This window comes from Pseudomonas sp. SDO524_S393, from assembly GCF_054071875.1.
This window is the reverse complement of the sequence record NZ_JBSVVZ010000013.1, coordinates 7,454-30,228: the sequence shown is the minus strand read 5'-3', so window position 1 is coordinate 30,228 and position 22,775 is coordinate 7,454. Positions and strand designations below refer to the sequence as shown.

9 protein-coding genes and 2 pseudogenes are annotated in these 22,775 nt (G+C 66.7%); 8 read left to right on the top strand and 3 right to left on the bottom strand.

Features of this window, described 5'->3' with window-relative positions:
- Positions 1–2 precede the first annotated feature (2 nt).
- Entirely contained in the window at positions 3–1,715 is a 1,713-nt protein-coding gene (locus ACW9IB_RS08145; protein ID WP_457413136.1) for an ABC transporter ATP-binding protein, read from the bottom strand.
- Positions 1,699–3,480: an ABC transporter ATP-binding protein gene (locus ACW9IB_RS08140; protein WP_457413135.1), complete on the bottom strand. Its 1,782-nt coding sequence runs from the start codon at positions 3,478–3,480 to the stop codon at positions 1,699–1,701. The genes ACW9IB_RS08145 and ACW9IB_RS08140 overlap by 17 nt, the downstream gene beginning before the upstream one ends.
- A 255-nt stretch (positions 3,481–3,735) precedes the next feature.
- On the opposite strand from ACW9IB_RS08140, the pseudogene ACW9IB_RS08135 reads away from it, so the two are divergent.
- From ACW9IB_RS08135 to ACW9IB_RS08100, 8 genes and pseudogenes are all read left to right on the top strand, one after another.
- A pseudogene (locus ACW9IB_RS08135) lies at positions 3,736–5,310 on the top strand ((2,3-dihydroxybenzoyl)adenylate synthase); the annotation flags it as partial.
- Entirely contained in the window at positions 5,308–6,699 is a 1,392-nt protein-coding gene (locus tag ACW9IB_RS08130; protein ID WP_457413215.1) for a salicylate synthase, read from the top strand. The pseudogene ACW9IB_RS08135 and the gene ACW9IB_RS08130, both read left to right, overlap by 3 nt.
- A pseudogene (locus ACW9IB_RS08125) lies at positions 6,696–7,754 on the top strand (condensation domain-containing protein); the annotation flags it as partial. The gene ACW9IB_RS08130 and the pseudogene ACW9IB_RS08125, both read left to right, overlap by 4 nt.
- Before the next feature lie 23 nt (positions 7,755–7,777).
- Positions 7,778–13,066, top strand: a complete 5,289-nt coding sequence (locus ACW9IB_RS08120) for an amino acid adenylation domain-containing protein (RefSeq protein WP_457413132.1) — start codon at positions 7,778–7,780, stop codon at positions 13,064–13,066.
- Positions 13,063–18,537 (top strand): amino acid adenylation domain-containing protein, encoded by a 5,475-nt coding sequence (locus tag ACW9IB_RS08115; protein WP_457413131.1) that lies wholly within the window; start codon positions 13,063–13,065, stop codon positions 18,535–18,537. The genes ACW9IB_RS08120 and ACW9IB_RS08115 overlap by 4 nt, the downstream gene beginning before the upstream one ends.
- Positions 18,534–19,628, top strand: a complete 1,095-nt coding sequence (locus ACW9IB_RS08110) for a hypothetical protein (protein ID WP_457364006.1) — start codon at positions 18,534–18,536, stop codon at positions 19,626–19,628. The genes ACW9IB_RS08115 and ACW9IB_RS08110 overlap by 4 nt, the downstream gene beginning before the upstream one ends.
- Positions 19,625–20,707, top strand: coding sequence for a Gfo/Idh/MocA family oxidoreductase (locus tag ACW9IB_RS08105; RefSeq protein WP_457364007.1), 1,083 nt, complete (start codon positions 19,625–19,627; stop codon positions 20,705–20,707). Before ACW9IB_RS08110 ends, ACW9IB_RS08105 begins: the two co-directional genes overlap by 4 nt.
- A complete protein-coding gene (locus ACW9IB_RS08100; RefSeq protein ID WP_457413130.1) occupies positions 20,697–21,491 on the top strand; it encodes a thioesterase II family protein in 795 nt (264 codons plus the stop codon). Before ACW9IB_RS08105 ends, ACW9IB_RS08100 begins: the two co-directional genes overlap by 11 nt.
- On the opposite strand, the gene ACW9IB_RS08095 is transcribed toward ACW9IB_RS08100, so the two are convergent.
- Positions 21,488–22,744, bottom strand: coding sequence for an MFS transporter (locus ACW9IB_RS08095; protein WP_457364009.1), 1,257 nt, complete (start codon positions 22,742–22,744; stop codon positions 21,488–21,490). The genes ACW9IB_RS08100 and ACW9IB_RS08095 overlap by 4 nt on opposite strands.
- Between the last annotated feature and the right edge of the window lie 31 nt (positions 22,745–22,775).

The following is a 22,775-nucleotide window of genomic DNA, read 5'->3' as shown; positions in this document are numbered from 1 at the left end:
CCTCAGCCGGCCTGCTGTTGCCACAACTCGGCATACAGCCCGCCCTGCGCCAGCAACGCAGCGTGGCGGCCGCGCTCGACGACCTGGCCGCGGTCGAGCACCAGAATCACATCGGCATGGCGCACCGTGCGCAAACGGTGCGCCACCATGATCACGGTGCGCCCCTCGGCCAGGCGCGACAGCGCGCGCTGAATCTCGTACTGGGCCGACGGGTCGACCGACGCCGTGGCCTCATCCAGCAACAGAATCGGCGCATCCTTGAGCAAGGCACGGGCGATGGACAAGCGTTGGCGTTCGCCGCCGGACAGGCGCTGGCCATTCTCGCCGATCGGCGTGTCATAGCCCTGGGGCAACTGCTGGATAAACCCATCGCAACCGGCCTGAATACACGCCTCGCGCACTCGCGCCAGGCTGGCCTCGGGTTTGCCCAAGCGCACGTTGTCAAGCACGCTGGCGTCGAACAGTTGCACGTCCTGGAACACAAAACTGCACGCGGCGTAGAGCTGGTCCAGACGCAGCTCGCGAATATCCACTCCGCCCAATTCGATGCGCCCCTGCTGCGGGTCATAAAACCGCGCCAGCAGGTGCAACAGGCTGCTCTTGCCAGCGCCGGACGGGCCGACAATCGCCAGCATCTGCCCCGGCTCCACGCTGAAATTCAGGCCTTGCAACGCCCACTCCGGTTGTTCGGGATAGCGCAGGCCCACTTCACGAAAACGCACAACATGGCCCTCCATGGACTGAGTCCGGGCAGGCTCTTCAACCGGTTCGATCTCCAGCAACGCCTGCAAACGCGACTGGGCCTGGGCCAGCCCGCGCAGTTCGCTGAGGTAGGCCGCCACGTCGAGCAACGGATCAAGCAGGCGCGGTGTCACCAGGGCGAACAGCAACCAGGTCATCAACGGCAATTGCCCCATGTCCGCCAGCGCGCTCGCCGTCAGCAACAGCAACACCAGGCTCAGGTCCACGCACAAACGGTAGAGCTGAATCGCACTGCCGCCCCACACCTCCACCCCGAGGCTGTGCCGTTCGATTTCACTGAACTGCTGGTCCAGGCGCCCACGCCAGGCATCGGCACGATTGAACAGGCGCAAGGTGCGCAACCCGGCGATAAACTCCACCAACAGCCCCGCCGCCTGCAAAAAGCTGTGCTGCTTGCGCCGACCTGCGGTCAGGAAGAACCCGCTCAGCCGGTTCAACAACCAGAACCCCGCGGGCAAAGTCACCAGCAAGGCCAGGGTCAGGCGCCAGTCCACCCACACCAGCACCAGCATGCACAGCAAGGGCACCGCCAGCGCCGCCAGCAGTTCGCCGAGCACGTGAGTGAACAGGGTTTCGATACGCTTGACGTCCTCGGTCAAGCGCTCGCCCATCTGCCCGATACGCTCCTGACGCAACGCCCCCAGAGGCAGCCGCCCCACATGGTCGAGCAAGTGCCGCCGGTAACCCTGCATCAATTCATAGCCGCCAAGAAAGCTGTTGAGCTGGCCGAAGTGCGAACACACCAACTGCGCCGCCAACAGCCCAAGCAAACCGATGCTCAGCCACCACAAAGAAAGCGCGGGCTCACTCACCAGCCACACAAACCCGAGAAAAAACGGTGCAATCGCGCACGCCCGTTCCAGCACGCGCAGCCCCAGGCCCAGCCACAGTCGGCGCGAGCGGGTATCGGCGATGCTCACCACTTGGCGCAGCCCTTCAATCAACCCGTGCATGCCGCGTACTCCCTTCCCGGATGGTCCAGTCTTCACTGTCGAACTGATGCTGCCATTGCGTCGCGTAAGTACTGCTGCTTGCCAGCAATTGCGCGTGGGTGCCCTGTGCCTGAATCGTCCCGCGCTCCAGCAACACGATCTGCTCGGCCTCGCGGATGCTGGTCAGGCGGTGGGCAATCACCAGCAGCGTCTTGTCTGGCCAGGTAGCACGCAGGGCCTGGTAGAAACGCTGCTCGGTGCGGCTGTCGGCAAAAGCGGTGGCTTCGTCCAACACCAGGATCGGCGTCTCGGCCAGCAGCGCCCGGGCCAGGCCGATGCGCTGGCGTTCGCCACCGGACAAACGCACCCCGCGCTCATCCATCAGAGTGTCCAGGCCCTGGGGCAAAGCGCGCACAAAGTCATCGGCCTGGGCCACGTGCAAGGCCGTGGCGATTTGCGCAGGTGTCGCCTCAGGGCAGCCGATGCGCAGGTTATCCAACAAAGAGCCCTGGAAGATGAAGGCGTCCTGGGACACCACGCCCACCGTCGCCGCGCGGGCCGCTTCACCGAGTGTCGACAACGGTTCGCCATTGAGCAGCACGCGCCCGCTGTCGGCGTCCAGCAACCCGCCGAGCAGCCAGGCCAGGGTGCTTTTGCCACTGCCCGACGGACCAACCAGCGCAGTCATTTTGCCAGCGGGCAAGTGCAGATCGAGGTACTGCAACAGCGGCTGGCGGTCATAGCTGAACGACACCGCGTCGAAGCTCACCGCCAGCGGCTGTCGCAAGGCGTGCTCATCCCCGTGGGCAGGTCGAGGCCACACCAGCAGCGGCGCAAAACGCCGCACACCGCCCATGATTTCCTGCACCTGGGAATTGAGCCGCGCCACCCGCAACAACGGGCGCAACATGCCGGTACCGAGGATCAGCACCAGCACCAGTTCGGCCTGAGTCAACTGCCCCGCCGCATACAGCCAGATACCCACCGGGAACAACACCGCCACATTGGCTCCCAGCAGCACCACGAACACCGACCAACCGGGCACCGTCAGGCCGATCATGCGACCGATCAGGTGCTGGTAATGCGCCAGGGCCTCGCGCATGCGCTTGAACGAGCGCGCGTCCTGGCGGAAGGCTTTCATCAGCGGCGCATTGCGCAAAAACTCCAGTACGGCGCCGTCCAGGTCATCCACCGCGCCGGCGTACTGTGTCAACCGTTCGCCCAAGCCACGCATCATCCAGGCCTGGGCCAGCAGCGCCAGCGGCACCGGTAACAAGGCACACAGCGCCAGGCGCCAGTCGAGAAAACACAAGGCGATAAACACCCACAACGGGCTCAATAGCGCGGCCACACACTCCACGCTGTGGTGGGCGATGAATTGCTCCATGCGTTCCACGTCCTGGATCACCCGCTGCTTGAGCTCGCCGCTGCTCAGTCGACTCAGCCATGGCAACGGCGCCCACGATAAATGCCGCACCAGCGCGCGCCGGGTGTTGAGCAACACCTGATATGCCGCCACATGACTCAAGTAGTACGCCAGGGTGTAGAGCGCATATTTGCCGAGCAACGCCAGCGCCATCCAGCCAGCCAGCACCGTCAGGTCCGCCCCCAGGCCGGGCCCGCCCAGCACCACCCGGTTCACCCCGCAGGCAAGCAAAAAAAACGGCAGCAATTCCACCGCCGCCGCCGCGACAGCCATGGCCACCGCCAGGCCCAAGCGTCGTCCCTGACCCCGTAGCAGCCAGCGCCAGTTCGGTGGCGGTGTGTCGGCCTGTTCAATATTCATCGCGGCCCCCAGCCTGCTTTCAGTGTGGATGAATGATTGATCAAGCAGCCCGCCGCCGGCTCCCCTGATCGGTTCACACAGCCCCCGGATGGGAATTATTGCTGGCCCGGTACTGCGCACTTTTGGGCATAAGGTTGTAACCAAAAAATTCGGATCAGGGCCATGACGTTCGGTTTCGGGCAGTCCACTCGTCGAATAAGGAGAATGATTCTCAACAAACCCGATTTCCAGCGACCCTCACAAGGAGCCCGATCCATGCACCCTCTTCATTGGCGTGACACCCAGACCCAGCACCTCACCGGCGGCGGACTGTGGCAACCCCAGAGCCTGAACGAGCATCTGCAAGGCTGGGCCCGCGCCTTCGGACCGCGCATTGCCCTGATCGAAGGTGAGCGACAACTGAGCTACCGCGACTTCGAACACCAGGTGTGTTGCCTGGCCGGCGGGCTGGCTGACCTCGGCATCCACAGCGGCGACCGCGTGTTGGTGCAACTGCCCAACGGCATCGACTTCGCCCGCACCCTGTTCGCCCTGCTGCGTCTGGGCGCATGGCCGATCCTGGCCATGCCGGCGCACCGCGAGCGCGAGATCCAGGCCCTGTGCGAACTGGCCGAACCCACCGCCTATATCGTCGCCGAACGTTTCCTGGGTTTTGACTACCGCCCCATGGCCGAACGCCAACTGGACCTGTGCCCTTCCCTGCGCCACTTGATCATTGCCGGTGAAGTCGCCCAACGCGGCGTGGCACTGGCCCGGGTCGACGGCGCCGTACGCGAACCGGCGCCGGTGGACCCACACGACACCGCGCTCTTGCTGCTCTCCGGCGGCACCACCGGCACACCCAAGTTGATCCCCCGCAGCCACGCCGACTACGCCTACAACGCCATGGCTTCGGCGCGCTTGTGCGGGTTCGACCAGGAGGCGGTGTACCTCGCCGCGCTGCCCATCGCCCACAACTTCCCGCTGGCCTGCCCGGGGTTGATCGGCGCCTTGTCCTGCGGCGGGCGCGTGGTGTTTTCCCGCACCGCCGGGGCCGATGAAGCCTTCGATCTGATCGCACGTCACCGTGTGACCCACACCGCGCTGGTACCGCCGCTGGTCAAGCTGTGGTTGCAGGCTCGGGAATGGGACCACAGCGACCTGTCCAGCCTGCGCCTGTTGCAGGTGGGCGGCGCGCGGCTATCCAGCGATGTCGCCGCGCAGGTCACCCCGGTCCTTGGCTGCGCCCTGCAACAGGTATTCGGCATGGCCGAAGGCCTGCTGTGCTACACCCGTCTGGATGATCCGCAGGCGGTCATCCTCAACACCCAGGGTCGCCCGCTCTGCACCGCCGACGAGGTACGTTTGGTAGACGCCGACGGCCTGCCGGTGGCCGAGGGTGACGTGGGTGAGCTGATCGTGCGCGGCCCTTACACCATTCGCGGCTACTACCGTGCCGAGGCGCACAATCAGCAGGTATTCGACGCCGCCGGCTTCTTCCATTCCGGCGACCTGGCGCGCCGGACCGCCGACGGCAACCTGGTGGTCGAAGGCCGCATCAAGGAACAGATCAACCGCGCCGGGGAAAAAATCGCCGCCGCCGAAATCGAACAACTGCTGCGCGAACACCCCCTGGTGCAGGACGCCGCCGTGGTCGCCCTCAACGACGAACGCCTGGGTGAACGCGTGTGCGCCTGCGTGATCCTGCGCCAGCCGCAACCCTTCACCCTCGGTGCCCTGCACCAGCATTTCCAGAACCTGGGCCTGCCTCGCCATAAGTGGCCGGACCAGCTGGAAACCCTGCACAGCTGGCCGCTGACCAGCGTCGGAAAACTCGACAAGCGCCAGTTGCAACAACGCTTCCAGCCCAATGCCGAGTCCCGCCAGCGCTACCTGGAATGCCGTGTACCCATCAGCGCCGCGCCCCAGGAACTGGCCGCCGCATTGGCCGGTGACTACCTGCCCCAGGACCTGACCCTCTACGAGCATCAGGGCGAATGGTCCCTCGGCATCGGCAGCAGCGCCCAGGTGCGCCTGAGCGGCAACAGCGTGCAATTGAACGTGGCCGGCCAGCGCTGGAGCTGGTCCGCCGACGACATTCCGCTGGCCCTGGAAAAAGCCGCCCAGGCGCTGCCTTTCGAACACTGGCGCGCCTACGGCACCGCCACATTCGAACTGGCGCGACGCTTCCATCAACTGAGCGACCTGCCCGGTAGTCGCCCACTGCTGCAACTGGATATCCCGCCGCTGGAATTGCGTATCCGTGAAGGCAGCGTGTTGATCCGTGCCCTGCACGCGACTGCCCTCAGTGCCGCGCAGAGTCGTGTGCAGGCACTGGACGCCGAATGCGCCCTCGACCGCCCCATGCCCCGAGCCGCCCAGGCGGATGTTGCCCGGCACGATGCGGCGCGCTATTGCGCCCAGGTGGAGAGCGCCGTGGCGCAGATTATTCGTGGCGATTACCAGAAGATCATCCTGTCGCGCAAAGTGCCCCTCGAAGGACGTGTCGACCTGATCGCCAGCTACCGCGCCGGGCGCCGCGCCAACACCCCGGCGCGTTCGTTCCTGCACCATCAAGGCGGTTTTTCCTGCGTGGGTTTCAGCCCGGAAACCGTGGTGGAAGTCAGTGCCGGCGGGGCCGTCAGCACCCAGCCGCTGGCCGGCACCCGTGCCTTGGGCCGCGATGCACAGGAAGAAGCCCAACTGCGCCAATCGCTGTACCAGGACCCGAAGGAGATCGCCGAGCACGCCGTGTCGGTCAAGCTCGCCTTTGAAGAGCTGCAACCGATTTGTGAAGTCCAGGGTCTGGGCGTCAGTGAATTCATGGGCATCTCGCGACGCGGCAGCGTGCAGCATTTGAGTTCGCGCCTCAAAGGCCGGCTCAAGCCCGATTGCAATGCCTGGCATGCCTTTGCCGCGTTGTTCCCGGCGGTAACCGCCTCGGGCATTCCCAAGCGCGAAGCCATTGCCGCGATTGCCGAGCACGAAGGCCGCAGCCGTGACCTGTACAGCGGCTGCGTGATGATCGCCGACAGCGATGGCAGCCTCGACGCCGCGCTGGTGCTGCGCAGCGTGTTCGAAGACCAGGGTGAGGCCTGGGTGCAAGCCGGCGCGGGGATTGTGTCATTGTCTTTGCCCGAGCGTGAGTTGGAAGAAACCCGCGAAAAACTCGCCAGCATCGCGCCCCATGTAAAGCTGCTGGCCGTGGAAACTCAGCGCGCCGCCGAGGTGCAGCCATGAGCGCGCTGACCTCGCAGCACCTGCGCGAACAGATCGGTGAACTGCTGCACGGCGGTCCCGCCCAGGACGACCAGGCCAACCTGATCGAACTGGGCCTGGACTCCCTGCACCTGATGCGCCTGGTCAACCAATGGCGCCAGGCCGGTGCGCCGGTGACCTTCGCCGACCTGATCGAACAACCCACTCTCGCCCATTGGCTGCCACGCCTGACCGCCGCACCGCGCCAGGCCGCCAACACCCACGTCGACATCGACCCCGCCGCACCCTTCGCCCTCACCGATGTGCAACATGCCTACTGGATCGGTCGCGGCGCCGAACAGGTGCTCGGCGGCGTCGGCTGCCACGCCTACCTGGAACTGGACGGCCATGGCCTCGAACCGCAGCGCCTGGCATCTGCCTGGCAGGCCTTGCAGCAATGGCATGGCATGTTGCGCGCACGTTTCGACGATGAAGGCCGCCAGCAAATCCTGGATGAAGGCCTGTCGGCGCTTCAGGTTCACGACCTGCGCGACCTCACGCCGGATGCCAGCGAACAAGCGTTGTTGAAGATTCGCGAAGGCCTGTCCCATCGGCAACTGGCGGTGGAGCGCGGCGAGGTCGCCGGACTGCAATTGAGCCTGCTGCCCGAAGCACGCACCCGCCTGCATCTCGACCTCGACCTGCTGGTGGCCGACGTGCACAGCCTGCACCTGATCCTGCGCGACCTCGCCGCGCTGTACCGCGATGAACACCTGCCCGAAGCCGGGCGCGATTGGCATTTCGCCCACTACCTGGCCCGGCGCACGGCCCCCAGGGCGAGCGCCGCGCAGTACTGGCAAGCGCGCCTGGATCAGTTGCCCACCGGCCCCGTCATACCCCTGGCCTGTGAACCCCAGGCCATCGCACAGGTGCACTTTACCCGGCGCCAACAACACCTGCCCGCCGAGGTGTGGCAACGCCTGCGCGATGCCGCCGCGCGGCGTCAGCTCACCCCGGCCATGCTGCTCGCCGGAGCCTTTGCCCAAGTGTTGGGACGCTGGAGCGAGGTGCCGCACTTTTTGCTCAACCTGCCGCTGTTCGATCGCCAGGGCTGGACCAGGTGGTCGCCGACTTCACCAACCTGCTTTTGCTCGAAGTCGACCTGCGCCAACCCGCCAGCCTCGCCACGCAACTGTCGAACGTGCAGGCGCAGTTCCACCGCGACATGGCACATGCCGAGTATTCCGGCGTGCAGGTGCAACGCGACCTGGCTCAGCGCGGCGCCGGTCAGCGCAGTTTTTCCCCGGTGGTGTTCGCCTGCAACCTGGGGACGCCACTGCTCGGCCCCGAGGCAGCACACACCCTCGGCACCCTCAGCCATATGATTTCCCAGACGCCGCAGGTGTGGCTCGATCATCAGGTCTACGAAGAAGACGGCGGCCTGCTGCTGGCCTGGGATGCCCAGGACGCGCTGTTCCCCGAAGGCCTTCTGGACAGTATGTTCGGTGCCTACCTCGCGCTGCTCCACGACCTGCAGCATGATGCGACCTGGGACGCTCCGGCACTGGCCCACCTGCCGGAGGCGCAACAGCGTACACGCGCGCAGGTCAACGCCACCGACCTGCCGGTTGCACCGCGCACCCTGTACCAGGCCCCATTCGCCGTGCCAGGCGAACGCCTGGCGCTGATCGACGGCGACCAGCGCATCAGCTACGCACGCCTGCAACAAGGTGCCCTGCGCATTGCCGCCGCCTTGCTGGAACAGGGCGTTCAGCCGGGTGACGCGGTAGGCGTCTGCCTGCCCCGTGGCCACCGCGCGGTGCTGGCGTTGTATGGCGTGCTGGCGGCGGGCGCCTGCTACGTACCCATCAGCCCCGACCAACCCCAGGCGCGCCGTGAACGCATCTGCCAACGCGCCGGCATTCGCACGCTGATCGAGCCGGCCTGGCTGGACAACGCCCTGACCTTCGAACCGCTGTCCGCCCCCGTGGCAGTGCGCTCCGACAGCCCGGCCTATGTGATTTTCACCTCCGGTTCCACCGGTGAGCCCAAGGGCGTGCAGATCAGCCATCGCGCGGCCTGCAATACCCTGGATGACCTCAACCAGCGCTTCGCCATTGGTGCTGACGACCGCCTACTGGCGGTCTCTGCGCTGGACTTCGACCTCTCCGTGTATGACCTCTTCGGCGTGCTGGCCGTGGGCGGCAGCGTGGTGCTGCTGGAAGACAGCCAACGCCGCGATGCCAGCGCGTGGAACCGCCTGATCAAGCAGCATCAGGTGACACTGTGGAACTCGGTACCGCTGTTGCTGGACATGCTGCTCATCGTGGCCGAACGCTTGCCCTTGCGCATGGCCTGGCTGTCCGGCGACTGGATCGGCCTCGACCTGCCTGCTCGGCTGCATGCCGCCAGCCAAGGTCATTGCCGCTTGATCGCCATGGGCGGCGCCACCGAGGCAGCTATCTGGTCCAACTTCCAACCCGTCGAGCTGCCGCTACCGGCACACTGGCGTTCGATCCCCTACGGTACGCCGCTGGGCAATCAGTACTATCGCGTGGTCGACAGCCTGGGTCGCGACTGCCCGGACTGGCTGGCCGGCGAGTTGTGGATCGGCGGCGCTGGAGTCGCCGATGGCTACCGGGGCGCGCCACAACTGAGCGCGGAACGCTTCGTCGAGCATCAGGGAGCACGCTGGTACCGCACCGGCGATCTGGGCCGCTACTGGCCGGATGGCCGTCTGGAATTTCTGGGCCGTCGCGACCACCAGGTAAAGGTACGTGGCCATCGCATCGAGCTGGGCGAAATCGACAACGCCCTGCTCCTGCAACCCCAGGTGCGCCAGGCCGTCTCCCTGGCGGTGGGCACGCCGTTGCACTTGGTGGCGGCGGTGGTCCCCAGCGAAGGTTCGCTGTGCACCGACGCCCTGCGTCAGCAGTTGAGCACGCACCTGCCGGACTACATGCTGCCCAGCCAATGGCTGCTGCTCGACACCTTGCCCCTGAGCGCCAACGGCAAACTCGACCGCAACGCCCTGATGGAACTGGCCGCCCAAACCGGTCCGCAACAGGCGGTCGCCAATGAAGCGCCCTGCGGTGAACGCGAGGAACAGGTGGCAGCGATCTGGCGCGAGTTGCTGCCGGGCGCCCAGGTGTATCGCCAGAGCGATTTCTTCCGCCTCGGCGGCGACAGTCTGCTCGCCACCCAGTGCAGCGCACGTCTGCGCCGCGCCGGCCTGGCGAATGCCCAGAGCCTGCGGCAACTGTTCGCCACGCCGTGCCTGGCGGAATTCGTCGCGCAGTTGCAAGCACCGGATGTGCACACCGAACAACGCCTGCTGGCCGATCCGGACCAGCGTCACCAACCGTTCCCGCTGACCGAAGTACAGCAAGCCTACTGGAATGGCCAAAGCCAGGGCCTGCCGCTGTCCTGCGGTACTACCTATCTGGTCGAACTGGACGGCGAAGCGCTGGACATCCCGCGTTTCGAACGGGCCTGGGACCGGCTGATCCAGCGACACGAAATGCTCCGCGCCGAGTTGCTCGGCGATCACCAGCAAGTGATCCTCGCCAGCGTCGCGCCAATGCACGTGCAACAGCATCACGTCGACACCGCCAACGCCGCACACGACTGCCTGGCGCAGTGCTGGGCCGAGCGTCCGCGCCAGCGCAGCCAGTGGCCGATGTACGAGGTGCACACCGTGGGCTATGGCGAGGGCCGCTGCCGCGTCGGCTTGTTCTTCGATTACCTGACCCTGGATGGCTTGAGCATCAAGCGCCTGCTGGCGGAACTGGCATTGATCTACACCCGGCCCGACAGCCCGTTGCCGGCCATCGACCTGTCGTTTCGCGATTATGTGCTGCAAGTGCAACCAGACCCGGCCAGCGTCCAGCAAGCCCAGGCCTACTGGCAGGCGCGCCTCGACGATCTGCCCGGCCCACCTGCATTGCCGCTGCGCACCGCGCCGCAGGAGCTGAGCGACGTGCACTTCAGCCGTCGTGAGTTCCGCCTGCCCGCCGCTCAGTGGCAAGCCTTGCGCCAGCGTGCGCGGGAGTCCGGCATTACGGCGTCGGTGCTGTTGCTCAGCGTCTACGCGCAAACCCTCGCGCGCTTCAGCGACGGCCAGCCTCACACCCTCAACCTGACCCTGTTCGACCGCCAGGACATCCATCCGCATATCGGCCGGGTGCTGGGGGATTTCACCTCGCTCGCGCCGGTGAGTGTCTACCCGCAGGTCCGGAGCAGTTTCCTCGACGAAGCCCAGGCGGTGCAGGCCCAAGTGGCGGATGTACTGCAACACGCCGCATGCTCGTCCATCTGGGTGCAACGCGAACGGGCGCGCCGGGTCGGCCCCCAGGCCGCGGCGCTGCCGGTGGTGTTCACCAGCACCCTGGGGCTGGCGGATGACCTGCTGCAAGACCTGCCGGTCGGCTTCCCCGATCTCGTCGCCGGTGGCCTGTCGGAAACTCCGCAGGTGTGGCTCGATCACCAACTTTATGAGCATCGCGGGGCGCTGGTGCTGTGCTGGGACGCGGTCGACGCGCTATTCCCCGACGGTTTGCTGGACGCCGCGTTTGCCAGCTACACCCACGCGTTGCTGGGGCTGATCGAGGCTGACTGGCACGCACCACTGCACCTGCCGCTGCCTGGCGATCAGACCCGGGTGCGCATCCAGGCCAATGCCAGCGCTGTCGAGATCGCGCCACGCAATCTGCTCGACGCGCCCTTCGCCATCGACCCGCAGCGCCTGGCCTTGATCGACGGCGAGCAGCGCGTGAGCTATGGCCAGTTGCGCGATGGCGCCTTGCGCGTAGCTGCCTGGTTGCAGGCCCAGGGCGTGCAACCGGAGGACGCCGTGGGCGTGCACCTGCCTCGGGGGGCCGACGCAGTGATCGCCCTGTTCGGCGTACTCGCCGCGGGTGCCTGTTATGTGCCGATGGGCGTGCGTCAACCCCTGGAGCGCCGCCAACGCATCGAGCAGCGCGCAGGGACTTGTCTGACGCTGGACGCCGAACGGCTGGCGTTCGCGCTGCACGGCCAGCCGTTGGCGGCGCCGCTCGCCACCTCGGTCGACAGCCCGGCCTATGTGATTTTCACCTCCGGCTCCACCGGCGAACCCAAGGGCGTACAAATCAGCCATCGCGCCGCCTGCAACACCCTGGACGACCTTAACCAGCGCTTCGGCATCCAGGCTGACGACCGTCTGCTGGCCGTGTCCGCGCTGGACTTCGACCTCTCGGTGTACGACCTCTTTGGTGTACTGGCGGCAGGCGGCAGCGTGGTGCTGCTGGAGGAAGAACAACGCCGGGATGCCGTGGCCTGGCACCAGTTGATCCAGCAACACCGGGTGACGCTGTGGAACTCGGTGCCGATGCTGCTGGACATGCTGCTCACCGTGGCCGACCACCTGCCGCTGCGTCAGGCGTGGCTATCCGGTGACTGGATCGGGCTCGACCTGCCCGCACGCCTGCACGCGGCCAGTCAGGGCCGCTGTCGTTTGATCGCCATGGGTGGCGCCACGGAAGCGGCAATCTGGTCCAACTACCAGCCGGTGAGCCTGCCGCTGCCCGCACAGTGGCAATCGATTCCCTACGGCCGTCCGCTGGGCAACCAGTGTTATCGCGTGGTGGACACCCAGGAGCGCGACTGCCCGGACTGGGTCACCGGCGAGCTGTGGATCGGCGGGCGCGGCGTCGCCATGGGCTATCGCGGCGCGCCCGAATTGAGCGCCGAGCGTTTCGTCGAGCGCGACGGCCAGCGCTGGTACCGCACCGGCGACATGGGGCGCTATTGGCCGGATGGCTGCCTGGAGTTCCTGGGCCGCCGCGACCAACAAGTCAAGGTGCGCGGCCATCGCATTGAGCTGGGAGAAATCGACAACGCCCTGCTCGACTGCCCCCAGGTACGCCAGGCGCTGAGCGTGACCCTGGGCAGCCCGCCCAGCCTGGCCGCCGCCGTGGTGGTGGACGCCGAAGTCTCGCTGGACGTGCTGCGCCGACACCTGCGCCAGCGCCTGCCGGACTACATGGTGCCGGCCAGCCTGCACATTCTGGATGCGTTGCCCCTGAGCGCGAATGGCAAGGCCGATCGCACTGCGGTGCGCCAACGGCTGCTGGACTGTGCCGCCGAACACAGCGATGCGCCGCAGGGCGCCCTGGAAAACGCCATGATCGAAGCCTGGACCGAGGTGCTGCAACGCCCGATCCCCGGGCGTCACAGTGATTTTTTCCTGCTGGGGGGCGACAGCCTGAGTGCCACGCGCCTGGTGGAAATCCTCAAGCGCCGACACCTGTGCCAGGCCCCCCTGAGCCTGCGCGAACTCTTCGCTCATCCGAGCATCGCCGCCCTGTGCGACTACCTGGGCAGCCACACCGAACACCACGCCGAGCATTTCGAGGAAGGCACCTTATGAATTCCCCATTGAACCTGTCGCAATTTCTCGCCGAATGCGAAGCCCTGGGTATCCGCCTGTGGGCCGAAGACGGCCAACTGCGTTTTCGCGCACCGGCCGGCGCCCTGGACGAGGCACTCAAGCAACGCCTGCGCGAGCACAAGGAGCAGCTGTTGCAGTGGTTCAGCCCGCAGCAACCGACGGTAGTCGCCGACCCCGCGAATCAGTTCCAGCCCTTCGCCCTGACCGATGTGCAGGCCGCCTATCTGGTGGGCCGCAGCGATGCCTATGACTACGGCGGCGTGGGTTGCCACGGCTACGTGGAACTCGACGGCCCGGCCCTCGACCCGCAGCGGCTGGAACGCGCCTGGCACCAGTTGATCCAGCGCCACCCGATGCTGCGCGCGGTGATCGCCCAGGCCGGGCATCAGTGCGTGCTGCCGGAGGTGCAACTGCCGGTGCTGCTCAGCCAGGACTTGCGCGAGCTGCCCTTTGAGGCCGAGCAACAAGCCTTGCTGGCGACCCGTGACGACCTGGCCCATCGCGTGTACGGCGCCGACGCCTGGCCGTTGTATGAACTGCGCCTGAGCCAGCGCGCCAACGGCAGCCGCCTGCACCTGTCCATCGACCTGCTGGTGGCCGACTTTGTCAGCATCCAGTGTCTGCTGGCAGAGCTGGACCAGCTCTATCACGCCCCTGAACAGCCCTTGCCGCCCCTCGGACTGACCTTCCGCGACGCTCTGCTCGCCGAACGCGCGGCCCGGGACACCCCCGCCGCCCAGGCGCGCCACAGCCGCGACCGGGATTATTGGCTGAAGCGCCTGGACCAGTTGCCGCCAGCGCCCGAACTGCCGACCCTGGAACCCCGGACCGGCGCCACGCCGCGCTTCGAACGCCACGCCAACGGCCTGTCGCCCGCGTTGTGGCAGCAGTTCTGTACCCATGCCGCGCAACAACGCCTCACCCCTTCGGCGGCGGTGCTGGCGGCGTTCGCCGAAACCCTCGGGCGCTGGTCGCGCCGCTCTGCCTTCAGCCTCAGCGTTACCGTGCTCAAGCGTCCGGCGCTGCACGCCGATATCGACAAGGTGCTGGGCGACTTCACCGCGGTCAACGTACTGGCCGTGCAACCCCCGCCGGACAGCCACTTCCAGCAGCGCGCCGCGGCGTTGCAGGAACAACTCTGGCAAGACCTGGAACACGATGCCTTCTCCGGCATCGAGGTGCTGCGCGAACGCGCCCGCGTGCACGGTCGCAGCCTGATGCCGGTGGTGTTCACCAGCACCCTGGGGGTGGGTAGCGTCAGGCCGTTCATGCGCGGCGCCACCCTGGGCTACGGCATCACCCAGACCCCGCAAGTATGGCTCGACTGCCAGGTCAGCGAAGGCCCGCAAGGCTTGCAGGTGAACTGGGATGTGCGCAGCGGCGTGTTTCCCGAAGGCCTGATCGAAGCGGCATTTGCCAGTTTCGTCACGCTGCTGCGCCAGTTGGCCGCAGCGGCGACCGACTGGCAGGCGTCCACCCCGTCGCAGTTGCCCGTGGACATGGCCGAGCGCCGTGTGCGCAGCAACGCCACCCAGGTCGACTGGCCCCAAGGCTGCCTGCATGACGGCTTTATCGACAGCCTGCAACGCACTCCCGAGGCCATCGCTTTGATCAGCCACGAGGGCGCGTTCAGCTACCGGCAACTCGCCGAGCGCGCCAATGCGGTCGCGCAGGCCCTGCACCGCGAAGGCTGTGCAGCGGGTGCCAAGGTGGCAATCACCCTGGACAAGGGCGTGGACCAAGTCGCAGCCGTACTCGGCACGCTGTTGCGCGGTGCGGTGTACGTGCCCATTGACAGCGCCCAGCCGGACGCGCGCCGGGACGCGATCCTCGACGACGCGCGCATCCATCATGTGCTCACCGACAGCGCCCAGGCCGAACACCGCAGTTGGTCGAATACGGTAAAGCTGATCGCCGTCGAGCGCCTGGCGCCGCTGCCGTTCGAGCAATTGCCACGGGTCGCCACCGACCCGGCCAGCCTGGCCTATGTGATCTACACCTCGGGCACCACCGGACGGCCCAAAGGCGTAATGATGAGCCATCGCGCGACTTTCAATACCCTGCTGGACATCAACCAGCGCGTGGCACTCGGCGCCTGCGACCGGGTGTTGGGGTTGGCCAGCCTGGGCTTCGACCTGTCGGTGTACGACCTGTTCGGCACCTTCCTCGCCGGTGCCGCACTGGTGCTGCCGGACCCGGCTCAACGCAGCGATCCGGCGCACTGGGCCGGGTTGATCAACTTGCATCAGGTCAGCCTGTGGAACTCGGTACCGGCACAGATGCAGATGCTGTGCAGCTACTTCGATGCCGAGCCGTATGCCGCGGCCAAGTGCCTGCGTACGGCGCTGCTGTCCGGGGACTGGATCGCCGTCACCCTGCCCGCTGCGATCAAGGCGCACTGCCCGGGGCTGCGCCTGGTCAGCCTGGGTGGCGCCACCGAGGCGGCGATCTGGTCCATCGGCCATGAGATCGGCGAGGTGCCGGCCAACGCCCGCAGCATTCCCTACGGCGCGCCACTGGCCAACCAGCAATTCCATGTGCTGGACGAACACTTCCAGGACCGTCCCGACGGCGTGGCCGGGGAGCTGTACATCGGCGGCGTGGGCCTGGCAGAGGGTTATCTCAATGATCCCGAACGCACCGCCCAGCGCTTTATCCGGCACCCGCACAGTGGCGCGCGGCTGTACCGCACCGGCGACTTCGGACGTTACCGCGCCGACGGACAGATCGAGTTCCTTGGCCGCGAAGACACCCAGGTGAAGCTGCGCGGTCACCGTATCGAACTGAGCGAAATCGAAAGTCTGCTCAACGAGCACCCGGACGTGGCCCACGGCGTGGTGCTGCTCAGCGGCGACAACCCGATGGAGCGGCGTCTGGCGGCCTTTGTCGAAGCCCGTCACCAGCACGCCGACACCCGCACCGCGCCGCTGGCCGACTGTGTCCTGGCGTGCGGGGCCGACGCCACGGCAAACCTCGACCGCTCGCTGTTCGCCGAGTGGGTGGCGATGGCCAACCGCATCGCCCTGCTCGACATCCTCAAGACCCTGCGCGATGCCGGCCTGTTCCGCGACGCTCAGGCGCGCCACAGTGTGGCCGAGGTGCAGCAGCAATGCCGCGTCGCCTTGGCCCATCAACGCTTGATGCGGCGTTGGCTGAAAGCGCTGGTTCATGAGGGCTGGCTGCTGCACGAGGCCGACCACTACCGCCTGGGCGAAGCCCCGGGCCCCGAGCAAAGCGCGCAGTGCTGGCAGGCGATGACCACCCTGGAGCAACGCCTGAACTACGGCGCTGAACTGCTGCGTTACCTGCAACAGTCCAGCGCATGCCTACCGCAGTTGCTCAGCGGCGAGGTCGATCCACTGGCGCTGCTGTTCCCCCAGGGCAGCATGGACACCGCGCTGGCGGCCTATAACCAAAACCTGCTGATGCGCTGCATGAACCAGGTGATCTGCGCCAGCGCCCGACAGATCGCCCGCGAACGCGCGGCCCTCGGCCAGCCGCTGCGTGTATTGGAGATCGGTGCCGGGGTGGGCGGTACCAGCCGTGACCTGATCCCGGCGCTGGACGGCTTTGCGGTGGACTACCTGTTCACCGATGTCTCGACGTTCTTCATCAACGAGGCGCGCGAGCATTTCGCCGACCGTCCGTGGGTGCGCTACGGCTTGTTCGACATCAACCGCGATGCACTGACCCAGGGTTTGAATGCCGGCAGTTGGGACCTGATCGTCTGCGCCAACGTGCTGCACAACGCTCGTCATGCGCCCACGGTGCTGAACAACCTGCGGGAACTGGCGGCACCGGGTGGGCACCTGGTGGTGATGGAGGCCACGCGGGAAATCCTCTCGCTGCTGACCTCCATGGAGTTCAAGGAAGGCCTGGACGGGTTTACCGACCTGCGCGCCGGCAGCGACCAGACCTTTATCAGCCGCGCCCAGTGGCAAACGCTGTTCAGCGATGCCGGTGCCGAACTGGTGGCGGCCTGGCCCGAAGCCCATGACGTGCTCGACTGCGCCGGCCAGACCACCTTTGTCACGCGCTTCCCTGCACGTCGCGTGGCGCTGGGCAGCGAGCAGTTGCACGACTACCTGCAACAGCGCCTGCCCGCGTACATGCTGCCCAGTCAGTTGCAGGTGCTGGAGCGATTGCCGCTGTCGGCCAACGGCAAAGTCGACCGCGCCCGCCTGGCTGAGCGCCTGTACGCTCAAGGCAGTCACTTGATGGACAGCGGTGAAGCCCCGCAAACCGAGCTGGAACGGCGTATTGCCCAGCTGTGGAGCCAGGCCCTGGGCTGCACCGAACTGGCCCGTGACCAGGACTTTTTCGCCGCCGGCGGCGACTCGCTGCTGGTGGCACAGGTCGTCGCGAAGATGCGCGAGCAACTGCCTGAAACGGCGGACTGGGAATGGGATCGCCTGTTGCGGGAAATGCTCCGCGAGCCGACGATCAAGGCCATCGCGGCACGCTTGCAGGACACCTCGGTGCAAGCGTCCACCGAAGCCCACACCGGTGCATCACCGCTGAGCGTACTGGCCCCGGCGCGCGACCCGGCATGTCGCACCGTGCACGTGTTGTTGCACGACGGCAGCGGCACCCTCGCGCCTTACCGTGGCGTGCTCGCTGCACTGCGCAACGCGCCCCAGCGCCAGGGCGCGATCCTCGGGTTGAGCCTGCTGGATGAGCGTGCGTATCTTGCGCTGGATGCCGAGCAATTGATCGAGCAGCTGGGCGCACACTATGCCGGGCACTTGCTGGCCCATGGCGCGATGCGCTTCGAGCTGGTGGGGTATTGCATGGGCGGCCTGCTGGCCACCGAAGTCGCGCGCTGCCTGCTGGAAGCCGGAGCCGATGTAGGCACGGTAAGCATCATCAGCAGTGATCGCTTCCGCTACGAAATCGCCGACGAGCTGTTGCTGGAACGAGCCTTTGGCCGCCTGCTGGGTGCCGACATCCACGCCGCCGGACATGCCGTCGATGACGCTGGCCTGCACCGCGCGCTGGCCCATCTGATCGAGCGTCATGGCCGGCAGTTGCCGGCGGACTGCCTGCAACAGCTGGACGGCGAATGGGCGCCCATCGCCGCCAGCTACCGCCAACTGGCGCAGCAACCCAGCGACCAGCGCCTGCAAGCGCTCGCGGCCCAGGTGCGGAGCCAGGCCGATCCGATGCCGGCCGAGCAGGTGCAGGCGTTGTTCCGCGTGTTCCGCCACAGCCTCAACGCGGTAGCGCGCTATCAACCGGCGCCATTCACCGGCGACCTGCGCATCCTGCTGGACGACGAAACCCTGCACTTCCTGCCCGGTTTGCAAGGTGACATGCGCGGTTTCTGGAATGACCTGGCCCTGGGCAACATCAGCCTGCACAGCATCAGCGGCGACCATGTGTCGTGCATGCACACGCCCCATGTCAGCCAATGGCTGCCCGCCCTGCTGGGCGCGCAGGTGCACGCATGAGCCGGCCCTTGATCGGACTGATCGGCGCCGGCGGGGCCGTGGGCGGTGCGGCACTGGCGCAGTTGCTGCCACAGGCCGTACGCATACGGGCCGGCCAACGCCAGTCGCGGGTCTGGCCGGAAGGCGTCGATGGGCAGGTGCTGGACCTGTTTGATGCTCCAGCCCTGGCGGACTTCTGCAACGGCTGCCAGGTGGTACTCAATTGCGCGGGGCCGTCCTGGCGTGTAGGGGATCGCGTCGCCCGAGCAGCCCATGCCGCCGGCGCCGGGTATGTCGATGCCTTCGGCAATGCCGCGCTGCTTGCGGCACTGCACGACGCACGGCAGCCGTCGATCATCGGCGCCGGGGTGTTTCCCGGCCTCACGGCGCTGCTGCCACGCTGGCTGGCCGGGCGCGGCTTTGACCGGGTGACCCGTTTGCACATCCATGCCGGCGGCCGTGAGCATTGCAGCAGCGCCGGTGGCGCCGATGTGTTGCTGAGCGCCCTGGGCGGCTTTGGTACGCCAAACGCCCAGTGGCTGGACGGCCGCGTGCAGGCGCTGCCCGTGGAACAACAGGCGCAGCGCCTGGCCGGTTTCCCCGAACCGGTGTTTCGCAGTGCCTACCTCACTGATGAACTGCAGCGCCTGGCCGGTACCCTGGGGGTGCCCCACGCCAGTTTTCACAACGTGTTCGACCAGGCGACGGTGCCCGCACTGATCGCCAGCCTGTGCCAGCGCCTGAGCCAGGATCCGAGCGCCCTGCCCCAGGCGGTGGAGCAATTGATCCAGGCCGCCGAGCTGCAACTGCTCGGGCGCCGCGCCTATTACCGCCTCACTGTCGATCTCAGCGGCTGGCGCGCCGGGCAACCGCTGCATCAACGCGCGGTGCTGAGCAGCCAGGACAGTTACGGCATCAGCGCCACCGTGGCGGTGTGCGCGGTTCTGCAACTGCTGCACGACCCCGCGTGGCGCGGCGCGCACTGGGCAGGTGATTGCCTGGCACCGGACGGGGTGATCGACGCGATGCAAACCGGCACCGCCTGCCAGGCGCTGAGCATCGTCAACCTTGCCGCGCAAGCGGCCACTAGCGAAGAGGAAGGCGTGTTATGACCGCGCTACTGCGTGTGATCGTCTGCGGCACCACGTTTGGCAATGTGTACCTGCAGGGCATCGCCCGGCTGCCGGCGCACTACCGACTGGTGGGTATCCTGGGACGTGGTAGCGAACACTCCGAAGCCTGCGCCCGGTACTGGAACGTGCCGCTGTATCGCAACCTCGAGGAGCTGCCCGAGGTGGATCTGGCGTGCGTCGCCGTGCGCTCGGCGGTGGTGGGCGGCAACGGTACCGAGCTGGCCAAGGCGCTGTTGGCGCGGGGCATCTCGGTGGTGCAGGAACACCCGGTACACCACGATGAAGTCGTCGACTGCCTGCGCCTGGCCCGCCAGCATGGCGTGCTGTACCGGCTCAACCCGTTCTACAGCGACCTGGCGCCGGTGCGCAGTTTTATCGACGCGGCCCGCCATGTGCTGAGCCAGCGCGAGGCGGTGTATATCGACGCCGCGTGCAGCGTGCATGTGCTGTTCCCGCTGGTGGAAATGCTCGGCCAGGCACTCGGTGGGTTGCGTCCGTGGGCGTTCAACCTGCAGGCCGCCACGGTGGGCCCGTTTGTCAGCATCAGCGGCGAACTGGCGGGCGTGCCGTTGCACCTGCGGGTGCAGAACCAGATGCACCCCGGCGACCCGGACAACCACACCCAACTGCTGCACCGCATCGTGCTGGGCACCACCGGCGGCACCCTGAGCCTGACCGACACCCACGCCAGCGTACTGTGGAGTCCACGCGCTCATGTGCAACGCAATGCCCTGGGCGTGCTGGAAATGGACGGCGACTCGCCGGCCCTGGACCTGGCCGTGAGTAGCCTGATCGGCCACCCGCAGCCGCCGACCCTGCGCCAGGTGTTCAGCGAGTTGTGGCCCGAGAGCATCGCCCACGCCCTGTTGCGCGTGCACGCAAGCATCGGCCACCCGAACGATTCGGCCCTCGCGCAATTTCAGCTCAGTGCCTGCAAAGCCTGGCAGCAACTGGGCGCGGTACTGGGCCCCGCGCAAGCCATCCACCCCGAAGCTCCGGTGCCCTTGGCGATGCATGCCTGGGTCGCCCCTGAAAGGAACCTGCCCCGTGCTCAATGAGATCCTGCACCTGCAACACCATCAGCAACGCTGGATTCGACGCTTCGAACCAAGGCCCCACGCGCGTCTGCGCCTGTTCTGCCTGGCCCATGCCGGTGGCGGCGCGCGTTTTTTTGCCGACTGGGCGCGCTTGCTGCCCCCGAGCATCGAGGTGATCGCCCTGCAATTGCCCGGGCGCGAAGAGCGTATCAACGATCCATTGATCGATCAGATGCGCCCGCTGGTCAACGGCCTCGCGGCGGTGCTGCCGGCCTGGCTCGACCGGCCCTACGCGCTGTTCGGGCACAGCATGGGCGCGGCAGTGGCCCATGAGCTATGCCTGACCTTGCAACGTCAATCGCTGCGCCTGCCCACGCGCTTGATGGTGTCCGGTCGCGAAGGGCCGGGTCGGCACCATGGCGGTCGTTTACACCTGGCGAGCGACGAACGACTACTGGCCGACATAGCCGGTCTGGGCGGCAGCCCGGCGGCGTTGCAGCAGTGCGTGGAGTTGCAGGCGATGGCCTTGCCGATCCTGCGCAACGACTATCGCTTGATCGAGACCTACCAACCCGACCCGCAGCGCGCGCGCCTGAATGTGCCGATCGAAGTGCTGTTGGGGCGGGATGACCCGGAACTCAACCCGGGCGACGCAGAAGCCTGGGCCGATGAAACTGACGAGGGGGTGCGCCTGCACCCTTTCGACGGTGGGCATTTTTACCTGACACCCCAGCGTGAAGCGGTGTTGCGTTGCGTCAGCCGCTGCCTGGGAGTGAGCAGCCCCCAGGCCCTGGAAATGCCTTAGGCGTCGTCCAGGCCAAGGCCACGGGTGCTGCGCCGCACATGCCAGAGCATGACGAGCGCCAGCCCCAGGGCCAGCAGGCCAACGCCCAGGCCGCTGCTGTAACCCCAACTGGCGGCTATGCCGATAGCCACCGACGAAACCAGGATTTCCCCCAGGGTCTGCAAACCCTGGAACACCGAACAATCGGTCCCCGGTTGCTCGCCCAACTGGGCAAAGCGCATCGCCAGCGTATAGGACGCCACGCTGGTGACACCGATACCCAGGCCGCCCGACAGTGTGGCGACGATCACATAGCCCATCGTCGACCAGCCCGGTTGCACCACCAGCCCCAGCCACAGCAAACCGGCGCTGGCGACCAGCACAAGGCCCGCCAGCAAGGTGGCCCAGCGAGACCAGCGGCGCAGCAACAAACCGGCCAAACCGCAGCCGACGATGATGGTCAGTAACTGCCCGACCCCGGCGAGTACGCCGACATCGCTCACCGACCAGCCGGCATCCAGCAGAATCAACTTGGCCAGGCCGAAGAACGTCGAACCGCCCAGGGTCACCAGCATCACCAGCGCGGTGAGGCGCCCGGAAAAGCGTCGTTTGAAAAAGTGCCGCAGGCTGGCTTTGTCGGTCGTTGCCACGGCGGGCGGCTCCTGCCAGAACAGCACCGGCAGACTGCACACCAACACCAAGGCCGCGAGCAGGCCGAACACCGCCGCTGCGCCGAAGTGATCGAACAGCAGCATGGTGCCCGGACCGCCCACCAGCATGCCTACCATGAACCCGGCAACCTGGAAGGTGTTGACCCGCCCCAGGCTGGCACTGGGCAGACGCTCCGCCGCCAGGCCATCGACCGCGATATCCTGAGTCGCACTGAACAACGACAGCAGCGCAATCAGGCCCAACAGCAGCCCCATGTTCGGCACATCGAAGGGCACCCAGGCCATCGCCGCCAAGGTCAATACCGAGCCGGCCTGCAACGGCAGAATCCAGCTGCGTCGCCGCCCCAGGCGCGGGCTCCAGCGGTTCTCCACCGCGGCAGCCCAGAGCAGTTTGGCCACCCAGGGCAGGCTGGCCAAGGGCGTCAAGGCCACCAGGTCCAGGGAAGCCCCCATGTTGCGCAACAGCGTGGGATACGCCTGGAACGCCAGCCCGACCGGCAGGCCCTGGGCCAGGTACAGACCGGCCACCAACAGCACAATTCGCCAATCCCGCGTGACCACCGGGTGGTGGCCCACGGACGAAGTCTCGACAACCGATTGCATGTGTTCACCCTGCCCCAAGCCACAAAAGTCC

Excerpts from the sequence above, each read along its gene's own strand:
- ACW9IB_RS08105 (WP_457364007.1), top strand. The coding sequence starts at position 19,625 with ATGACCGCGCTACTGCGTGTGATCGTCTGCGGCACCACGTTTGGCAAT.
- ACW9IB_RS08110 (WP_457364006.1), top strand. The coding sequence starts at position 18,534 with ATGAGCCGGCCCTTGATCGGACTGATCGGCGCCGGCGGGGCCGTGGGC.
- ACW9IB_RS08115 (WP_457413131.1), top strand. The coding sequence starts at position 13,063 with ATGAATTCCCCATTGAACCTGTCGCAATTTCTCGCCGAATGCGAAGCC.
- ACW9IB_RS08145 (WP_457413136.1), bottom strand. The coding sequence starts at position 1,715 with ATGCACGGGTTGATTGAAGGGCTGCGCCAAGTGGTGAGCATCGCCGAT.
- ACW9IB_RS08095 (WP_457364009.1), bottom strand. The coding sequence starts at position 22,744 with ATGCAATCGGTTGTCGAGACTTCGTCCGTGGGCCACCACCCGGTGGTC.
- ACW9IB_RS08140 (WP_457413135.1), bottom strand. The coding sequence starts at position 3,480 with ATGAATATTGAACAGGCCGACACACCGCCACCGAACTGGCGCTGGCTG.